The organism is Pseudomonas sp. OF001, from assembly GCF_904426495.1.
Classification (GTDB): domain Bacteria; phylum Pseudomonadota; class Gammaproteobacteria; order Pseudomonadales; family Pseudomonadaceae; genus Geopseudomonas.
The window spans coordinates 125,888-141,887 of sequence record NZ_CAJGBM010000001.1 but is presented as its reverse complement, the minus strand read 5'-3'; the positions used below and the strand labels follow the sequence as shown (position 1 = coordinate 141,887).

The window sequence follows — 16,000 nt, the reverse complement described above, 5'->3', positions numbered from 1 at the left end:
ACACATGAAGATTCTACTTACGGGCAGTTCCGGCATGGTGGGGCGCAACATCCTGGAGCACCGGGATGCCCTGCAGCACGAGTGGCTGACCCCCGGCCACGGCGAACTGGACCTGACCGACTACAGGGCGACGCGCGCCTACCTGGACAGACGCCAGCCCGACGCCATCATCCATGCCGCCGGCAAGGTCGGCGGCATCCAGGCCAACATCCTCGAGCCGGTGCAGTTCCTGGTCGCCAACCTCGACATGGGGCGCAACGTCCTGCTCGCCGCCGCCGAGGTCGGCATCGGCAACCTGATCAATCTGGGCAGCTCGTGCATGTACCCGCGCGATCGCGACGATGCCCTCAGGGAGGAAGATGTTCTCGGCGGCCCGCTGGAGCCGACCAACGAAGGCTATGCCCTGGCCAAGATCACCGTCGCCCGCCTGGCCGAGTTCCTGCGCCGGGAGAACCCGCGCCTCGGCTACAGGACGCTGATCCCCTGCAACCTCTACGGCCGGCACGACAAGTTCGACCCGCGCTGGTCGCACCTGATTCCGGCCATCATCCACAAGGTCCATCAGGCCAGGGTGAACGGCGAGCCCAGCGTGGAAATATGGGGCGACGGCACCGCCCGCCGCGAGTTCCTCTACGCCGGCGACCTCGCCGGCGCCATCCTCAAGGCCCTGCCGGACCCGCAGTCGACGCCGGCGACCATGAACATCGGGCTGGGCAGCGACTACAGCGTGAACGAGTATTACGCCGCCGCCGCCGCGGTGATCGGCTATTCCGGCTCGTTCACCCACGACCTGGACCGGCCGGTGGGCATGAAGCGCAAGCTGACCGACGTGAACAGGGCCCGTGCCTGGGGCTGGCAGGCGGAAACCGCCCTGGAAGACGGCATCCGCAAAACCTACGAATTCTATCTTGACACCCTGCATGGCCGATAAAATGAATTACCCTCTTGCAAGCACCACCTGGGATGAGGCGGAGTACTCCGCCATCCAGCGAGTTATCGACTCCGGCATGTTCTCGATGGGGCAGGAGGTTGCCAAGTTCGAACAGCAGTTCGCCGCCTGGGTGGGCAGCCGCTACGCCGTGATGGTCAACTCCGGCTCCTCGGCCAACCTCGCGATGATCGGCGCCCTGTTCTTCCGCAAGGAAAACCCGCTGAAGGCCGGCGACGAGGTCATAGTTCCCGCCGTCTCGTGGAGCACCACCTACTACCCGCTCCAGCAGTACGGCCTGAAGCTGAAGTTCGTGGACATCGACCTCGATACGCTCAACATGGACCTCGAGCAGTTGCGGGGCGCCATCGGCGCGAACACCCGGGCGATCCTGACCGTGAACCTGCTCGGCAACCCCAACGACTTTTCGGCGATCAAGAGCATCATCGGCGAGCGCGACATCGTCCTGCTGGAGGACAATTGCGAGTCGATGGGCGCACTGCTCGACGGCAAGCAGGCCGGCACCTTCGGCGCGATGGGCACCTTCAGCAGCTTCTTCAGCCACCACATCTCCACCATGGAAGGCGGCCTGGTGGTCACCGACGACGAGGAGCTGTACCACATCCTGCTCTGCCTGCGCGCCCACGGCTGGACCCGCAACCTGCCGAAGGTCAACCGGGTGTGCAGCGACAAGAGCGACAACCCCTTCGAGGAGTCGTTCCGCTTCGTCCTGCCCGGCTACAACCTTCGCCCCCTCGAGATGAGCGGCGCCATCGGCCAGGAGCAGCTCCGGAAACTGCCGGAGATGATCGCGGCCCGTCGCCGCAACGCGGCACGCTTCCAGGACCTGTTCGAGCAGCACCCCTGGCTGCGCATCCAGCAGGAAACCGGCGCCAGCAGCTGGTTCGGCTTCTCGCTGATCCTGAAGGACGAGGCACCGTTGTCGAGGGCGGAGCTGCTGCAGCGACTGAGCGCCGCCGGCGTCGAGTTCCGCCCCGTCGTCGGCGGCAACTTCGCCAAAAACGAGGTCATGCAGTGGTTCGACTACAGCATCCACGGCGAACTGGCCAACGCCAACCGGGTCGACAGCCATGGCTTCTTCGTCGGCAACCACCACTACGACATCGCCGCCCAGATCGAGCTTCTCCACTCGATCTGCAGCGCATAGCCCATGCTGCTCGAACAGGAAAGGTTCCGGACCATCGTCGAGAGCACGCCGCTGCTCTCGATCGACCTGCTGATCCGGGATGCGCAAGGCCGGATCCTCCTCGGCAGGCGTCGCAACCGGCCCGCCCAGGGATTCTGGTTCGTTCCCGGCGGCCGCGTGCTGAAGAATGAAAGCCTGGACGCGGCCTTTCGTCGACTGACCCTGGCCGAACTGGGGCACGCCTTCGAACGCGGGCAGGCGCAATTCCTGAACGTCCACGAGCACTTCTATGCTGACAGCATGTTCGGCGCAGCCGGAGAGGCACCGGACACCCATTACGTGGTCCTGTGCTACGGCCTGAACCTGCCGGCCAGCCTGCAGCTCGCCCCGCCCGCCGACCAGCATGACCGCTACCGCTGGTGGAGCGTGCGCGAGATGCAGGACAGCGCCGAGGTGCATGCCTACACCCGCGCCTATCTACCAGCGCTCGACTGAGCGATGGCTCCAGAGGATCGATGAGATGATATTCCCGGTGATCATGGCTGGCGGCTCCGGCTCGCGCCTGTGGCCGTTGTCGCGCCAGCTCAATCCCAAGCAGTTCCTCCCGCTGGCCGACCGGGACCTGTCGATGCTGCAGGCCACCATCCAGCGCCTGCAGGGACTGGACGCGGCGCTGCCGCGACTGATCTGCAACGAGCAGCATCGCTTCATCGCCGCCGAGCAGCTGCGCCAGCTCGGCATGGAGGAAGCCGGCATCCTGCTGGAGCCGGTCGGCCGCAACACCGCCCCGGCCATCGCCCTGGCTGCCCTGCAGGCCGTCGCCGAAGCTGAAGCGGAAGACCCCATCCTGCTGGTGCTGGCCGCCGACCATCTGATCCGCGACGTACCGGCCTTCCACGCCAGCATCCGGACCGCCCTTCCGCTGGCGGCCGCCGGCAGGCTGGTGACCTTCGGCATCGTGCCCGGTCACCCGGAAACCGGCTACGGCTACATCGAGCAGGGCGCCCCCGTCGGCGAGGGCGGTTTCGCCGTCACCCGCTTCGTCGAGAAGCCCGACCTGGCCACCGCCCGCAGCTACCTCGCCAGCGGCCGCTACTTCTGGAACAGCGGCATGTTCATGTTCCGCGCCAGCCGCTACCTGGAGGAACTCGAGCGCTTCCAGCCGGCCATGCTGGCCGCCTGTCGCGCCGCGCTGGCCGGCAGCACCCGGGACCTGCACTTCACCCGCCTCGACCGCGAGGCCTTCGCCGCATGCCCCGAGGACTCCATCGACTATGCCGTGATGGAGAAGACCGCCGCCGCGGCGATGGTGCCGCTGGATGCCGGCTGGAGCGACATCGGCTCCTGGTCGGCGCTGTGGGACGTCAGTCCCAAGGACGGCGAGGGCAACGTGCTGCTGGGCGACGTGCTGGCCCAGAACACCCATGACACCTACATCCATGCCGACAGTCGCCTGGTGGCTACCGTGGGCGTCGAGAACCTGGTGATCGTCGAAACCAAGGACGCCGTGCTGGTCGCCCACAAGGACCAGGTCCAGGACGTCAAGCGGATCGTCGACCAGCTCAAGCGCGACGCACGCCACGAGCACATCGACCACCGCGAGGTCTATCGGCCATGGGGCATGTACGACGCCATCGACAGAGGCAGCCGTTATCAGGTGAAGCGCATCACCGTCAAACCCGGCGCCAAGCTGTCGCTGCAGATGCACCACCACCGGGCCGAACACTGGATAGTCGTCAGCGGAACCGCCAGGGTCACCAACGGCGAGCAGACCTACCTGGTCACCGAGAACCAGTCGACCTACATCCCGATCGGCCAGGTTCACACTCTGGAGAACCCCGGGAAGATCCCCCTCGAACTGATCGAGGTCCAGTCGGGTTCGTATCTGGGCGAGGATGACATTGTCCGGTTGCAAGACAAGTACGGGCGGCAGTAGCCCTGGGAGAAGATTGTGGTAGTCGTCAAACTGGTAGGCGGACTCGCCAGCCAACTGCACAAGTACGCCGTGGGCCGAGCCCTGGCCGAACTGTCCGGCAGCGAGCTGCTGCTCGACATCTCCAACTATGTGGGGCCGAAGAAGCGCGAAACCCAGTTCAACTTCGAGCTGGACAAACTGCAGATCAAGGCGCGCCTGGCCAGCGAGGCGGAAATCGCCCGCGCCAAGGGGCTGCCCAACTACATCGGCTTCAGGATCGCCGAAGGCATCGCCGGGACATTCGGCACGCCAAGGAGCGAGTCGCCGGAGAAGCTGCTGCGCAAGCTGTTCGGCCACACGATCTACAAGGCAGACATCACCAAGTCCTCCAGCGCGAACTTCTTCTCCGGCATCGACACCGGCAAGGATGCCTACATCTACGGTGAATGGGGCATGGGATCGGCACTGTTCGACCACCTGCGGGGGCCGCTGGTCCGCGAGTTCACGCCCAGGATGCTTTCCGCACAGGCGACCGCCCTCGCCGACGAGATCGCGGCGGCCGCCAACGCCACTTCACTGCACGTGCGCCGCGGCGACTTCGTGTCCATCCCCGAGAACGCCAAGTTCCATGGCTCCTGCTCCCTGCAATACTACCGGAGTGCGGTCGAGCACGTGACGAGACACACCCGGGCGCCGCGCTTCTTCGTGTTCTCCGACGATATCGCCTGGTCCCGGGAGAACCTCGCGCAGTTCCTGCCGGCGGACAGCGTCTTCGTCGAGAACCTGAAGAACTACGAGGACTTCCACCTGCTCGGCAGGTGCGCCCACAACATCACCGCCAACAGCGGCTTCAGTGCGCTGTCGGCCTGGGCCAACGACAACCCGGACAAGATCGTGATAACCCCTCGGCAATGGGTTACCGACGAGAGAATCAACGCGATGCAGCTGTCCCAACTACCTCGAGAGTGGGTCTTCCTCTGATGAAAGGAATAATCCTGGCGGGCGGCTCCGGCACCCGGCTCTACCCCATCACCAAGGGCGTGTCCAAGCAGTTGCTGCCGATCTACGACAAGCCGATGGTCTACTATCCGCTCTCGGTGCTGATGCTGGCAGGCATTCGCGACATCCTGCTGATCAGCACCCCCGATGACATAGGCAGCTTCCAGCGCCTGCTCGGCGACGGCAGCGAGTTCGGCGTGAGGCTGAGCTACGCCGTGCAACCCAGCCCCGAAGGTCTCGCCCAGGCCTTCATCATCGGCGAGGAGTTCATCGGCGACGACTCGGTGTGCCTGGTGCTCGGCGACAACATCTTCTACGGCCAGGGCTTCAGTCCCATGCTGCGCAAGGCGGCCCAGCGCAGTAGCGGCGCCACCGTGTTCGGCTATCAGGTCAAGGACCCCGAGCGCTTCGGCGTGGTCGAGTTCGACGCCGACAGGCGCGCCATTTCGATCGAGGAAAAACCGCACGCCCCGAAATCGAACTTCGCCGTCACCGGCCTGTACTTCTACGACAACCAGGTGGTGGAGATCGCCAGGCAGGTCAAGCCCTCGGCGCGCGGCGAACTGGAGATCACCAGCATCAACCAGGTCTACCTGCAGCGCGGCAGTCTCAACGTCGAACTGCTCGGCCGCGGCTTCGCCTGGCTGGATACCGGCACCCATGAAAGCCTGCTGGAGGCGGCGCACTTCGTGGAAACCATCGAGAAGCGCCAGGGCTACAAGATCGCCTGCCTGGAAGAGATCGCCTTTCATAATGGCTGGCTCAGCGTCGAGGAACTGCAGCGCATCGGCCACTCCCTGAGCAAGAGCAGCTACGGCCAGTACCTTCTGTCCATCGCCCGGGAGAACAGCAAGTGAGCCTGACCGAGCTGATCGAACTCAAGGTGATGGGCGACGAGCGCGGCAAGCTGGTCGCACTCGAAGGCGGAAGGAACATCCCCTTCGACATCAAGCGGGTCTACTACCTGACCGATACGGTGACGGGAATCTCCCGCGGCTTCCATGCCCACCGGCAGCTGGAACAGATCGCCATCTGCGTGTCCGGCCGCTGCCGCATGCTCATGGACGACGGCGTCAGCCGGGAAGAGGTCTGGCTCGACGCCCCCGACAAGGCGATCCGCATCAGCCGGATGATCTGGCACGAGATGCACGACTTCAGCAGCGACTGCGTGCTGCTCGTCCTCGCCAGCGACCACTACGACGAATCCGACTACATCAGAAGCTACCCCGCCTTCCTGGAGCTGACGCGAAATGCCTAAGATCCATCCCCTTTCCGACGTCCAGACTGCCAGCATCGGCAAGGACACCCGGATATGGCAGTACAGCGTCGTGCTGGCGGGAGCCCGCATCGGCGCGAACTGCAACATCTGCGCGCACACGCTGATCGAAGGCGACGTGATCGTCGGCGACAACGTCACGATAAAATCCGGCGTGTTCCTGTGGGACGGCACGCGCATCGAGGACAACGTCTTCGTCGGCCCCAACGCGACCTTCACCAACGATCCCCTGCCGCGCTCCAAGGTCTACCCCGACAGCTTCGCCGGCATCACCGTGAAAAAGGGCGCCAGCATCGGCGCGAACGCCACCCTGCTGCCAGGCATCACCATCGGCTGCAATGCCATGGTCGGGGCCGGGGCCGTGGTGACCAGGGACGTTCCGGACAACGCCGTGGTTGTCGGCAACCCGGCCAGAATCATCAGGTACATCGAGCAATGATCAGTTTCCTGGATCTGCAGAAAATCAATGCCACCTGCCGCGAGGAACTGATCGAGGCCTGCACCCGGGTCATCGACTCGGGCTGGTACATCGCCGGGCAGGAGCTTTCCCGCTTCGAGACCGAGTTCGCCACCTACTGCGGCAGCGGACACTGCATCGGCGTGGCGAACGGCCTGGATGCCCTGACCCTGACCCTGCGCGCCTGGAAGGAACTGGGCAAGCTCAAGGAAGGCGACGAGATCATCGTCCCCGCCAACACCTACATCGCCAGCATCCTGGCCATCACCGAGAATCGCCTGACCCCGGTCCTGGTCGAGCCGGATGCCGGCAGCTACAACCTCTGCCCGCAGCGGACCCGCGCCGCCATCACCGCGAAAACCCGCGCCATCCTCGCCGTTCACCTGTACGGGCAACTGGCCGACATGCCGGCCCTGCAGGGCATCGCCGAAGAGCATGGCCTGCTGCTGCTGGAGGACTCCGCCCAGGCCCATGGCGCCAGCCTGAGCGGCCGCAGGGCCGGCAACTGGGGGCATGCCTCGGGCTTCAGCTTCTATCCGGGCAAGAACCTCGGCGCCCTGGGCGATGCCGGCGCCATCACCACCAGCGACGACGAGCTGGCGCAGACCCTGCGCGCCCTGCGCAACTACGGCTCGCACGAGAAGTACAAGAACCTCTACCAGGGCGTGAACAGTCGCCTCGACGAGATCCAGGCCGCCCTGCTCCGGGTCAAGCTCAAGCACCTGGATGCCCAGACCGAGCATCGCCGGCTGATCGCCCGCCTGTATCGCCAGGGCATCGACAACCCGGCCATCCGGCTACCGGACTGCGCGGTGGAGGAGCAACACGTCTGGCATCTGTTCGTGGTCCGCTGTGGCGAACGCGAAGCCCTGCAGCGCCACCTTGCCGATCAGGGCATCCAGACGCTCATCCACTATCCGATCCCGCCGCACCACCAGCAGGCCTATCGCGCCTGGGGCCCCCTCGAGCTGCCGCTGACCGAAGCCATGCATCGGGAAGTGCTGAGCCTGCCCATGGGGCCGACGCTGAGCCTCGAGGAGGCCGAGCAGGTCATCCGCAGCGTCAACGCGTTCCGCGCCTGAAGCCCCCGGCCTGCAGGGCTCGTCCCTGCAGGCCCGGTCTAGCGATCCGGCTCGTCCAGACGACGAATCAGTCGAGCCGGATTGCCCGCGTATACCGCGTTCGCCTCAACATCGCGCACCACCACCGCACCACTGCCGATCACCGCGCCGTAGCCGACGGAAACTCCCTTGAGCAGGGTCACGTCGTTGCCGATGAACACCTCGTCCTCGATGCGCACATCCGCCGTCGAGTGCACGCCCGAGCGCCGCTCGGCCACACTCAGGCCATGGAAGTCGGAGTCGACCACGCTGAAGTTGCGGCCGATCAGGCAGTTGCGGCCGATATCGATACGCCCTTTCTCGGCGATGATCGCCGCATTGTTGTTGAGAATGGTCCCCGCCCCGATGCTGACCTGCGCGCTCGCCTCGCGCGCCTCGATGTAGATGCAGCCATTGAGAAAGCCGGGCGAAGGCCAGTAGCCGAGCTGCACGCCCTGCAGGGCTATGCGCCCCTTGCCGGCACACATCAGCGGCTGGCGCATCTTGCAGCCCTGCAGATGCGGCCGGTTGGTCGACAGGCGGCGATAAAACCAGATACGCAGGCGCTGGTACCACTTCAATATCTTCATTCCGACCTCGTCAACTCAACGTCGAACAACACGCGTGACGCCGGACACGCCGGTCAGCGGCGCGCCAGCAGGAGACGCAACAGCGCGCGCAGGGTCTTGCGCGTCCAGTGCGCCGGTGGGATCTGCCGGAGAATCTCCCAGGCCAGCGGCTTGTCCAGCTTCGCCGCCTTGAGCAGGATGGAATTGCGATGCGCCATGCATACCCGCCGGTAGGCCGGGTGGTCGGCGAACAGCGCATAGATCTTCAGCCCCTCGTCGAGCATGAAGCGCAGGTTCCTGTGCATGTTCTCCGGGTGAGTGCGGTAGAGCGCCAGCACATCGCCGAGCACGTCCACGAAGTATCCCGCCCTCGCCATCTTGAGCTGCATGGTCAGATCCTCGATGCGGATCGACGGATCGTAGCCGCCCACCGCCAGGGCGACATCGCGGCGCAGCAGCAGCGTGGGCGCCGGTGCGCCGTCCTGGGTCCCCAGGAAGAGGCTGTCGAAATCCAGGCGCCGCGTCGCTCCGGAGGAGCGCGGCTTGCCGACGAGGCGTCCCTCGGGATCGATCGCCTGCACGTTGCCGGCACAGATCGCCACCTCGGGGTGCGCCTGCAGGTGGCGCACCTGGCGCTCGATGCGCTCGGGGAGCATCACGTCGTCGGAGGCAAAGGGCGCGAAATAGACGCCGCGGGCACGCTGCAAGGCGTCGTTCAGCGTGCTCAGCAACCCCTGGTTGCGCTGCACCCGGAAATCGAAACCATGCCGCTCCTGCAAGCGTCGGATCCGCTCGACACTGTCGTCCGTCGAGCCGTCGTCGATCACCAGCAGTTCGATGTTCGGGTAGGTCTGCCCGAGGATGCTCTCGATACAGGCCTCGACGTAGGGAGCATGGTTGTAGGACGGCACTATCACCGTCACCAGCGGATCATCCGTTGCTTGCCGCACTAGGCATTCCCCCCCTTGAGCAATGCGCGCAGCCACGCCCAGCGCGACGGCGCGACAGGCCGTGCCGGCCTGGGCCTGCGCAACTCATCGGCCAGGCGGGCGGCCAACGCGGGAAAGCCGAGCCGGCTCTCGACGAACTGCCGCCCCTCCAGAGCGATGCGCTCGGCCAGTGCCGGATCGCCCCGCAGCCGCTCCAGATGTGCGCGCAATTCATCGAGTGACGAATAGAGCAGCAGGTGCCGCCCCTCCTCCAGACCGATCGCCTGCTCCTCCTCGCCCTGGCGCCAGGCCAGCAGGACGCAGCCGCAGGCCATGGCCTCGAAGTTCTTGGCCATGTACTCGTTCAGACCGACATCGGCGCTGACGAAAAAGCGGATGCGGTTGAGCAGATGGCGGTAGGCGTCGCCGGGCTCGCTGCGCAGCAGCTGCAGCGGCTCGCATGCCGCCAGGCTGTCGAGCAGGGCCTTGCGGCCCGCATAGGCGCCGCTGGACGTCCGCCCGATGAAGCCCAGTTCGATATCGCGCGGCCCCCGCTCCTCGAGGAACACATCCTGCGGATCGTAGGCCTTGGGAATGAAGGTGGCATCGAACCCTTCGGCGGCCAGCCGGCGAGCGACCGACGCCCCGGTCACCACGATGCGTGCGCCAGGCAGACGCCGGTAGAAACGACTGAACTTGCCCTTCCAGCGCGAACTGTCCAGGTAGTTCTGGCAGGCGTCCTGTTCGTAGATCGTGAGGTGCGGCAGGCGCGCCAGCAGGCGGGTCTGCCGGTAGACGTTCTTGAACGGCAGATCGAGCAGGATGCGCTCGTAACCGGCCAGGGGAATCTGCCGCAGGTAGCTCTTCAGGTCGCGCTGCTGCTCCTTCTGCAGGATGCGCAGATCGACTTCCACATGGCTGGCCAGACTCGCATACAGGGACTTGAAATCCGGCAGCCGCGGCTCGGCGGTCAGGACCAACACTCGCACGCTCACCTCCTCACCAACAGTCGCAACGCCTTGCGCAGGTAGCCCCAGCGCAGGGCCTGCAGCGGACTCAGGCGCAGCGCGCACGCGTAGAAGCGCCGGGCCGCCGCAGGATCGCGGTCGGCCTGGGCGATGCGAAACAGCGACAGGTAACGCTGGGCGGTATAGCGACGGCGCAGCGGCTGGCACTCGGCCGGCAGGCTGGCGAACACCTCGCGGACGATGCCGAGGGCATTCTCCTCCTCACGGTCGCGATTGTGCCGCAGGCTGTCGTCATGCTTGTGGATCCGTGCCAGCGGCTGAGCGACGGTGACCACCGGCGCACTCACCAGCAGGTAGGCGAACACGGCGATGTCCTCCCCCTTGCGCAGGCTTTCCGGATAGGGACACTGCAGCAGCAGATCGCGCCGGAACAGCGAGCAGCAGTGGGATATGGCTATGCGCTTCTGCAACAGGTAGCGAGCTATCAGCTCCCGCGGTGCGAGTGCGGGCACCGGCGTGGGCTGGCGCAAACGCTCGCGGCCGTCGGCGAACACCGAGACCTGCGCGCCGAGAAACATGCCGGCATCAGGCCGGGCTGCCACGGCGTGGCGCAGTTGCGCCAGCGCCTCGGGCAGCAACTCGTCGTCCGCATCCAGCAGCAGCACATAGCGGCCGGCCGCCTCGCGGATGCCGCGGTTGCGCGCCGCGGCAGGTCCGGCATTGGCCTGGTGGATCGCCCGCAACTGCGGATGGCGCGCGGCATAGCCAGCCAGCACCTCGGTGGTGTTGTCGCGCGAGCCGTCGTCGACGACGATCAGCTCGACGTCGTCAGCGAGCTGTCCCAGCACCGAGTCCAGCGCACGGGGCAGCAGGTGGGCATAGTTGTAGGCCGGAATGACGACGCTGATCAGCGTCTCAGACGGCGTCATACCAGTCCATCCCGTCCTTGACCACCAGCACGTCCTCCATGATCAGGTAGCGCAGGTCCGAACCGTAGAACATGTTCAGCGCATCGGTCGGCGAGCAGACCATCGGCTCGCCGCGGCGGTTCAGCGAGGTGTTCAGCGACACGCCGTTGCCGGTGAGCTTCTCCAGCTCCAGCATCAGCTCGTACCAGCGCGGATTGTGCCGGCGCTCGAGCACCTGGGCGCGCGAGGTGCCGTCCTCGTGGACCACTTCCGGCACGCGCTCCTTCCACTCCTCGTTGACCTCGAAGGTGAAGGTCATGAACGGGCTGGGGTGGTCGACCTTGAGCATCTGCGGCGCCACGGTATCCAGCATCGACGGGCAGAACGGCCTCCAGCGTTCGCGGAACTTGATCTGTTCGTTGATGCGGTCGGCGACGCCCGGCACGCTCGGGCAGCCGATGATCGAACGGCCACCGAGGGCGCGCGGACCGAACTCCATGCGGCCCTGGAACCAGGCCACCGGATTGCCGTCAGCCATGATCCGGGCGATGCGCCGGGCGGTGTCGTCGATGCGCTGCCACTTCGGCGCGTTGGGATGGCGGGCGCAGGCGGCGATCACGTCCTCGTTGGAGTAGGCCGGACCGAGGTAGACGTGCTCCATCTTCTCCACCGGCACGCCGCGGGCCACCGAAACGTAGGCGGCGGCGCCCACCGCGGTGCCGGCGTCGCCGGAGGCCGGCTGCACGAACAGCTCCCTGACCTCGTCGCGGGCGATGATCTTCTGGTTGAGCTTGACGTTCAGTGCGCAGCCGCCGGCGAAGGCGATCTTGCCGGTTTCGCGGATGATGTCGCCCAGGTAGAAGTCCATCATCTCCAGCGCCAGCTTCTCGAACAGTGCCTGCATGGCGGCGGCGTAATGGATGTAGGGGTCGTCGGCGATGTCGCCCTCGCGCTTCGGGCCCAGCCACTCGATCAGCTTGGGCGAGAAGTAGTAGCCCTTGCCGTTCTCCTTGTAGCGGCGGAAGCCGATGACGTTGGCGTACTCGGTGTTGATCACCAGCTCGCCGTTCTCGAACTTGGCCAGCCGCGAGAAGTCGTACTTCGCCGCGTCGCCGTAGGGCGCCATGCCCATCACCTTGAACTCGCCGTCGAGCATCTCGAAGCCGAGGTATTCGGTGATCGCGCCGTACAGGCCGCCCAGCGAATCCGGATCGTAGAACTCCTTGATCTTGTGGATCTTGCCGTTCTCGCCCCAGCCGAAGAAGGTGGTGGCGTACTCGCCCTTGCCGTCGATGCCCATGATCGCGGTCTTCTCGGTGAAGCCGGAGCAGTGGTAGGCGCTGGAGGCATGGGCCAGGTGGTGCTCGACCGGCTCGATCTTGACCTTCTTGAGGTCGAAGCCGAGCTGCTGCAGGCACCACTGGATGCGCTTCTTGTAGCGGTGGTAGCGACGGTTGCCGAACAGGATGGCGTCCAGCGCCCGGTCCGGGGCGTAGGCGTAGCGCTTGGCATACTGCCAGCGGGCCTTGTCGAAGATGCTGATCGGCGCGAAGGGAATGGCCACCACATCGACGTCTTCCGGCCTGATCCCGGCCTGTTCCAGGCAGAACTTGGCCGACTCGTAGGGCATGCGGTTCTTCGCGTGCTTGTCGCGCACGAAACGCTCTTCTTCGACGGCGGCGATCAGCTTGCCGTCGATGTACAGCGCGGCGGACGGGTCATGGCTGAGGGCGCCGGAAAGGCCGAGGACGGTCAGAGCCACAGATGTATCCCTCTATCTATTCAGGGCAGGTGCCAGGCACCTGCGGTAAACGTTGGTCGAGCAACCGGTAGAGGGCCGAATCGGCCGGCCAGTTGCGCAGGAAGCGGGCGCGGTCTTTGGCGTAGGCCCTGGCGAAGCGCCGCGGGCAGCGGTGCTGGTGCATGGCGTCGAGGTCGATCAGCGCCCAGCGGCCGTCCTGCCAGAGCAGGTTGGTGCCCTTGAGGTCGCCGTGGGCGATGCGCTCGCGGCACAGGGCGGCGAACAGTCGCTCGAGTGCCTGCAGCTCGTTCTCCGGCGGCAGACGACTGCCATCGCGCGCGAATCGGCGGAGTATATCCTCTCCGCCGGCATGTTCGGTAATCAGCCAGGCGCGCCCGCGCAGGCCGAAGCGGCGGCTCTCGCGCATGGCCAGCGGCCGCGGGGTGGCGATGCCGAGGAACTCCAGGCGGTTGCCCTCAACCCAGCTGTGCCAGGCGCGGCTGGGCCGCCAGCAGCGCTTGAGCCAGTGGCCCAGGCCCTTGATGTTGTAGCGCTTGATCACCACAGGCCGGCCGGCCAGTTCGACGCGCGCCACGGTGGCGCTGCCGCCCTGCTTCAGGGCAACGCCGGCGCCGATGGCGGTATCCGCCTGCTCCAGCAGCGGCAGCAGGCTCTCGGCCTGGTCGCGACGGACGATGCGCAGGTCGTCGCGGCTGCGCTGCACGCTGAACAGGGTGCAGTCGCGGCCGAGCTTCTTCAGGTAGTCCCTGAGGCGCCAGCGGCGCACGGCGGCGATGGGCTCGCGCAGGTCGCTGGCGTCCAGCGCATGCGCCGGATTGGCCTGCAGATAGGCCGGCAGCAGGCGGTCGATGAAGGGCTCCAGCTCCGCCGGCAGCTGGGCGAAGAACACGCCGAGATTCTGCAGCGCCTGGGCGCGGGCCAGAGGCTGCCCGGCCAGCTGGGCGCGGATGCCGCCGCCGTCGATCAGGTACAGGCGCTCGCGGCAGCGCAGCAGGTTGTCCAGGTGCAGATCGTCCTGCCACAGGCCGCGGGCATGCAGGCGGCCGATGGCGCCCAGCGCCTCGCCGAGCAGCGCCTGCTGGGCGGCGGACAGCGGCGGCTGCTCGGCCACCGCCTGCCAGACGCTGCCGAGGCTGATGGCGGCGGCGAGGAACTCGAACAGCAGCCAGCCGCCCTCGCCCGCCACCAGCCCCTCGGCCAGCAGCTCGGGGGTGTCCAGCCCCTGCTCGCGCAGCAGGCGCGCGCCGTCCAGCTCGCGGGCGTGCTGGCGCGCCGCCCTGGCGCCGACCAGCAGCTTGGCCAGCACCCGGCGGCCCTGCCATTCGGCCTCGCCGACGTAGCGCTGCCCCGGCAGCACGCGCAACAGACTCAGCAGGCGCAGTTCGCCGCCGGGCAGCTCGATGCTCAGCGGCAGCGCCGGGCGGCGCCCGGCGCTGGCCAGTTCGCTCAGGCGCAGGCTCATTCGCGGCCCTCGAAGAAGGCGAGGATCTTGCGCAGGCGGCGCTTGTCGTTGGCCGACAGCCGTTCGCGCCCGCGGTACTGCAGGTAGAAGCGCAGGCGACGGCTGCGCGACAGGTGGTACTTGGCCACCTTGTCCAGGCAGGCGAGATCCTTGACGATCCGGTAGTCGAGCAGCGGCCCCCACCAGAAGCTGCCGGTCGGGCAGTCGATCAGGTAGAGATTGCCGGTCTGGTCGACCAGCAGGTTGCGCCACTTCAGGTCGTTGTGGGCGAAACCATGGCGGTGCATCAGGCGGGTGGCCTCGGCCAACTGGCGGCTGACCCTGTCCAGCCAGTCGCGCTGGCGCAGGCGCGGGTCGTGGTTGCGCGCCAGGGCGGCGAGATCCGCGGTGCCGGCCAGTTCGGCGGTGATCAGCGCGCCGCGCGCGAAGCAGCCCAGGCGGCGCTCCAGCCCCCAGGCCACCACCGGCGCGGCGGGAATGCCCCACTGGGCGAACAGGCGCAGGTTCTGCCATTCGGCCTCGACCCGCGGCCGCCCCAGCCAGCGGCGCAGGCCCTTGCCGGCGCCCCAGTACTGCTTGACGTAGTAGCGCAGTCCGGCCACCTCGACGCGCAGCACCCGGGACATCTGGTCCTCGGCCACCCACTCGCCGTCCAGGGCGAACACCCGGTCGAGATCGGCGAAGGCCTCCCGCGCGGCGGCGGGCAGCTCGGCAGCCAACTGCCAGCCACTCACGCCGAGGCCCCCGGTGCGTACTTGCGCAGGTAGCGCTCGCGCAGCCTGGCCGCCTTGGCCTCCAGCCAGGCCAGCAGGCGGGCCTCGTCGCGCAAGGTGTCGCGCAGCGGGCGCTGGAAGTAGCTCCGGAGGAAACGCAGGGCGTCGCGGCGGGTCAGGCCGATATCCAGCGCGGAGAAGTACAGCGCGGCCAGGTCCTTGTCGCGCCAGCGGCGCGGCACGGCAGCGCGGGTCTGCGCGCGGTGCAGGTCGATCACCGACAGGCGGAAGTCGTCGGCGGTCACCGCCTGGTCCGTATGCAGCAGGAAATGGCAGATGTAGCAGTCGCGGTGGTTGACCCCGGCGCGGTGCATGGCGCCGACCATCTCCGCCACCCGGCGGATCAGCGCACGCTTGAGGCGCGGCTCCGGCGGTGCCGAGATCCAGTCGCGGCTGAAGTCCTCGAGGCTGACGGTGGGCGCCAGCTCCTCGGTGACGATGAAGGAGTGCTGCGCGGCGGGATTGGCGCCGCGCGCGCCGAAGGCCACCGCGGTCATGGTCGGCACGCCGGCCTGGGTCAGGCGCTGGATCGCCGTCCATTCCTGGCCGGCGCCGAGCACCGGGGCCCTGAGGGTCAGCAGGTTCTTGACGATCTCGCCCCAGCCGATGCCGCGGTGGATCTTGACGAAGTAGCCGCGCCCGGCCACCTCGGTGCGCAGGGTGCGGCGGCCTTCCAGTTCGCGGTAGACCTGGCCCTGCAGCTTCTCCACCTCGGTGAAGGCGTCCTTGCCCTGCCACAGGCTCTTGAAAGGTTCGGCGAGGATCAGTTGCATGGCACCGCTCCCGTAGGGGCGAATTCATTCGCCT

17 protein-coding genes are annotated in these 16,000 nt (G+C 66.8%); 9 read left to right on the top strand and 8 right to left on the bottom strand.

Annotated features, from left to right (window positions below; all coding sequences use genetic code 11):
- Nucleotides 1-4 precede the first annotated feature (4 nt).
- Genes RA210_RS00610 through RA210_RS00570 form a run of 9 tightly spaced genes read left to right on the top strand, consistent with a single transcriptional unit; the run spans nucleotide 5 to nucleotide 7,804 of the window.
- The gene (locus tag RA210_RS00610; protein WP_136489705.1) at nucleotides 5-931 is read left to right on the top strand and encodes a GDP-L-fucose synthase family protein; all 927 of its coding nucleotides are present in this window, start codon (nucleotides 5-7) and stop codon (nucleotides 929-931) included.
- 1 nt (nucleotide 932) lies between these two features.
- Nucleotides 933-2,096, top strand: coding sequence for a DegT/DnrJ/EryC1/StrS family aminotransferase (locus RA210_RS00605; RefSeq protein ID WP_136489706.1), 1,164 nt, complete (start codon nucleotides 933-935; stop codon nucleotides 2,094-2,096).
- 3 nt (nucleotides 2,097-2,099) lie between these two features.
- A complete protein-coding gene (locus RA210_RS00600; protein WP_136489707.1) occupies nucleotides 2,100-2,570 on the top strand; it encodes a GDP-mannose mannosyl hydrolase in 471 nt (156 codons plus the stop codon).
- Nucleotides 2,571-2,595: 25 nt separating this feature from the next.
- The gene (locus RA210_RS00595) at nucleotides 2,596-4,011 is read left to right on the top strand and encodes a mannose-1-phosphate guanylyltransferase/mannose-6-phosphate isomerase (RefSeq protein WP_136489708.1); all 1,416 of its coding nucleotides are present in this window, start codon (nucleotides 2,596-2,598) and stop codon (nucleotides 4,009-4,011) included.
- Nucleotides 4,012-4,026: 15 nt separating this feature from the next.
- Complete coding sequence (locus RA210_RS00590; RefSeq protein ID WP_136489709.1) at nucleotides 4,027-4,971, top strand: alpha-1,2-fucosyltransferase; 945 nt, start codon at nucleotides 4,027-4,029, stop codon at nucleotides 4,969-4,971.
- Entirely contained in the window at nucleotides 4,971-5,846 is an 876-nt protein-coding gene (gene rfbA, locus RA210_RS00585; protein ID WP_136489710.1) for a glucose-1-phosphate thymidylyltransferase RfbA, read from the top strand. Before RA210_RS00590 ends, rfbA begins: the two co-directional genes overlap by 1 nt.
- Nucleotides 5,843-6,247, top strand: coding sequence for a sugar 3,4-ketoisomerase (locus RA210_RS00580; protein ID WP_178084058.1), 405 nt, complete (start codon nucleotides 5,843-5,845; stop codon nucleotides 6,245-6,247). Before rfbA ends, RA210_RS00580 begins: the two co-directional genes overlap by 4 nt.
- Nucleotides 6,240-6,704: an acyltransferase gene (locus tag RA210_RS00575; RefSeq protein WP_136489711.1), complete on the top strand. Its 465-nt coding sequence runs from the start codon at nucleotides 6,240-6,242 to the stop codon at nucleotides 6,702-6,704. The genes RA210_RS00580 and RA210_RS00575 overlap by 8 nt, the downstream gene beginning before the upstream one ends.
- Entirely contained in the window at nucleotides 6,701-7,804 is a 1,104-nt protein-coding gene (locus RA210_RS00570; RefSeq protein WP_136489712.1) for a DegT/DnrJ/EryC1/StrS family aminotransferase, read from the top strand. Before RA210_RS00575 ends, RA210_RS00570 begins: the two co-directional genes overlap by 4 nt.
- A 38-nt stretch (nucleotides 7,805-7,842) precedes the next feature.
- Here the strand turns inward: RA210_RS00570 and RA210_RS00565 are convergent, their stop codons facing one another.
- The 8 genes from RA210_RS00565 to rfaP are packed head-to-tail and all read right to left on the bottom strand — an operon-like array spanning nucleotide 7,843 to nucleotide 15,966.
- Nucleotides 7,843-8,412, bottom strand: coding sequence for an acyltransferase (locus tag RA210_RS00565; protein WP_136489713.1), 570 nt, complete (start codon nucleotides 8,410-8,412; stop codon nucleotides 7,843-7,845).
- 53 nt (nucleotides 8,413-8,465) lie between these two features.
- Nucleotides 8,466-9,314: a glycosyltransferase gene (locus RA210_RS00560; RefSeq protein ID WP_328821099.1), complete on the bottom strand. Its 849-nt coding sequence runs from the start codon at nucleotides 9,312-9,314 to the stop codon at nucleotides 8,466-8,468.
- 26 nt (nucleotides 9,315-9,340) lie between these two features.
- Nucleotides 9,341-10,309 carry a glycosyltransferase family protein gene (locus RA210_RS00555; RefSeq protein ID WP_201485074.1) on the bottom strand — a complete coding sequence of 323 codons (969 nt, stop codon included), beginning with the start codon at nucleotides 10,307-10,309 and terminating at the stop codon, nucleotides 9,341-9,343.
- Nucleotides 10,310-10,311: 2 nt separating this feature from the next.
- Nucleotides 10,312-11,217, bottom strand: coding sequence for a glycosyltransferase family 2 protein (locus RA210_RS00550; protein ID WP_201485073.1), 906 nt, complete (start codon nucleotides 11,215-11,217; stop codon nucleotides 10,312-10,314).
- Nucleotides 11,204-12,958 carry a carbamoyltransferase family protein gene (locus tag RA210_RS00545; protein ID WP_201485072.1) on the bottom strand — a complete coding sequence of 585 codons (1,755 nt, stop codon included), beginning with the start codon at nucleotides 12,956-12,958 and terminating at the stop codon, nucleotides 11,204-11,206. The genes RA210_RS00550 and RA210_RS00545 overlap by 14 nt, the downstream gene beginning before the upstream one ends.
- A gap of 16 nt (nucleotides 12,959-12,974) precedes the next feature.
- Nucleotides 12,975-14,414 carry a lipopolysaccharide kinase InaA family protein gene (locus tag RA210_RS00540; RefSeq protein ID WP_201485262.1) on the bottom strand — a complete coding sequence of 480 codons (1,440 nt, stop codon included), beginning with the start codon at nucleotides 14,412-14,414 and terminating at the stop codon, nucleotides 12,975-12,977.
- 2 nt (nucleotides 14,415-14,416) lie between these two features.
- Nucleotides 14,417-15,154 (bottom strand): lipopolysaccharide kinase InaA family protein, encoded by a 738-nt coding sequence (locus RA210_RS00535; protein WP_201485071.1) that lies wholly within the window; start codon nucleotides 15,152-15,154, stop codon nucleotides 14,417-14,419.
- Nucleotides 15,151-15,966, bottom strand: coding sequence for a lipopolysaccharide core heptose(I) kinase RfaP (rfaP, locus tag RA210_RS00530; protein WP_201485070.1), 816 nt, complete (start codon nucleotides 15,964-15,966; stop codon nucleotides 15,151-15,153). Before rfaP ends, RA210_RS00535 begins: the two co-directional genes overlap by 4 nt.
- Nucleotides 15,967-16,000: the final 34 nt, after the last annotated feature.

What these genes read in the sequence shown, in the direction of transcription:
- RA210_RS00610 (WP_136489705.1), top strand. Translation starts at nt 5, where the DNA reads ATGAAGATTCTACTTACGGGCAGTTCCGGCATGGTGGGGCGCAACATC.
- RA210_RS00605 (WP_136489706.1), top strand. Translation starts at nt 933, where the DNA reads ATGAATTACCCTCTTGCAAGCACCACCTGGGATGAGGCGGAGTACTCC.
- RA210_RS00600 (WP_136489707.1), top strand. Translation starts at nt 2,100, where the DNA reads ATGCTGCTCGAACAGGAAAGGTTCCGGACCATCGTCGAGAGCACGCCG.
- RA210_RS00595 (WP_136489708.1), top strand. Translation starts at nt 2,596, where the DNA reads ATGATATTCCCGGTGATCATGGCTGGCGGCTCCGGCTCGCGCCTGTGG.
- rfbA (WP_136489710.1), top strand. Translation starts at nt 4,971, where the DNA reads ATGAAAGGAATAATCCTGGCGGGCGGCTCCGGCACCCGGCTCTACCCC.
- RA210_RS00575 (WP_136489711.1), top strand. Translation starts at nt 6,240, where the DNA reads ATGCCTAAGATCCATCCCCTTTCCGACGTCCAGACTGCCAGCATCGGC.
- RA210_RS00570 (WP_136489712.1), top strand. Translation starts at nt 6,701, where the DNA reads ATGATCAGTTTCCTGGATCTGCAGAAAATCAATGCCACCTGCCGCGAG.
- RA210_RS00565 (WP_136489713.1), bottom strand. Translation starts at nt 8,412, where the DNA reads ATGAAGATATTGAAGTGGTACCAGCGCCTGCGTATCTGGTTTTATCGC.
- RA210_RS00550 (WP_201485073.1), bottom strand. Translation starts at nt 11,217, where the DNA reads ATGACGCCGTCTGAGACGCTGATCAGCGTCGTCATTCCGGCCTACAAC.
- rfaP (WP_201485070.1), bottom strand. Translation starts at nt 15,966, where the DNA reads ATGCAACTGATCCTCGCCGAACCTTTCAAGAGCCTGTGGCAGGGCAAG.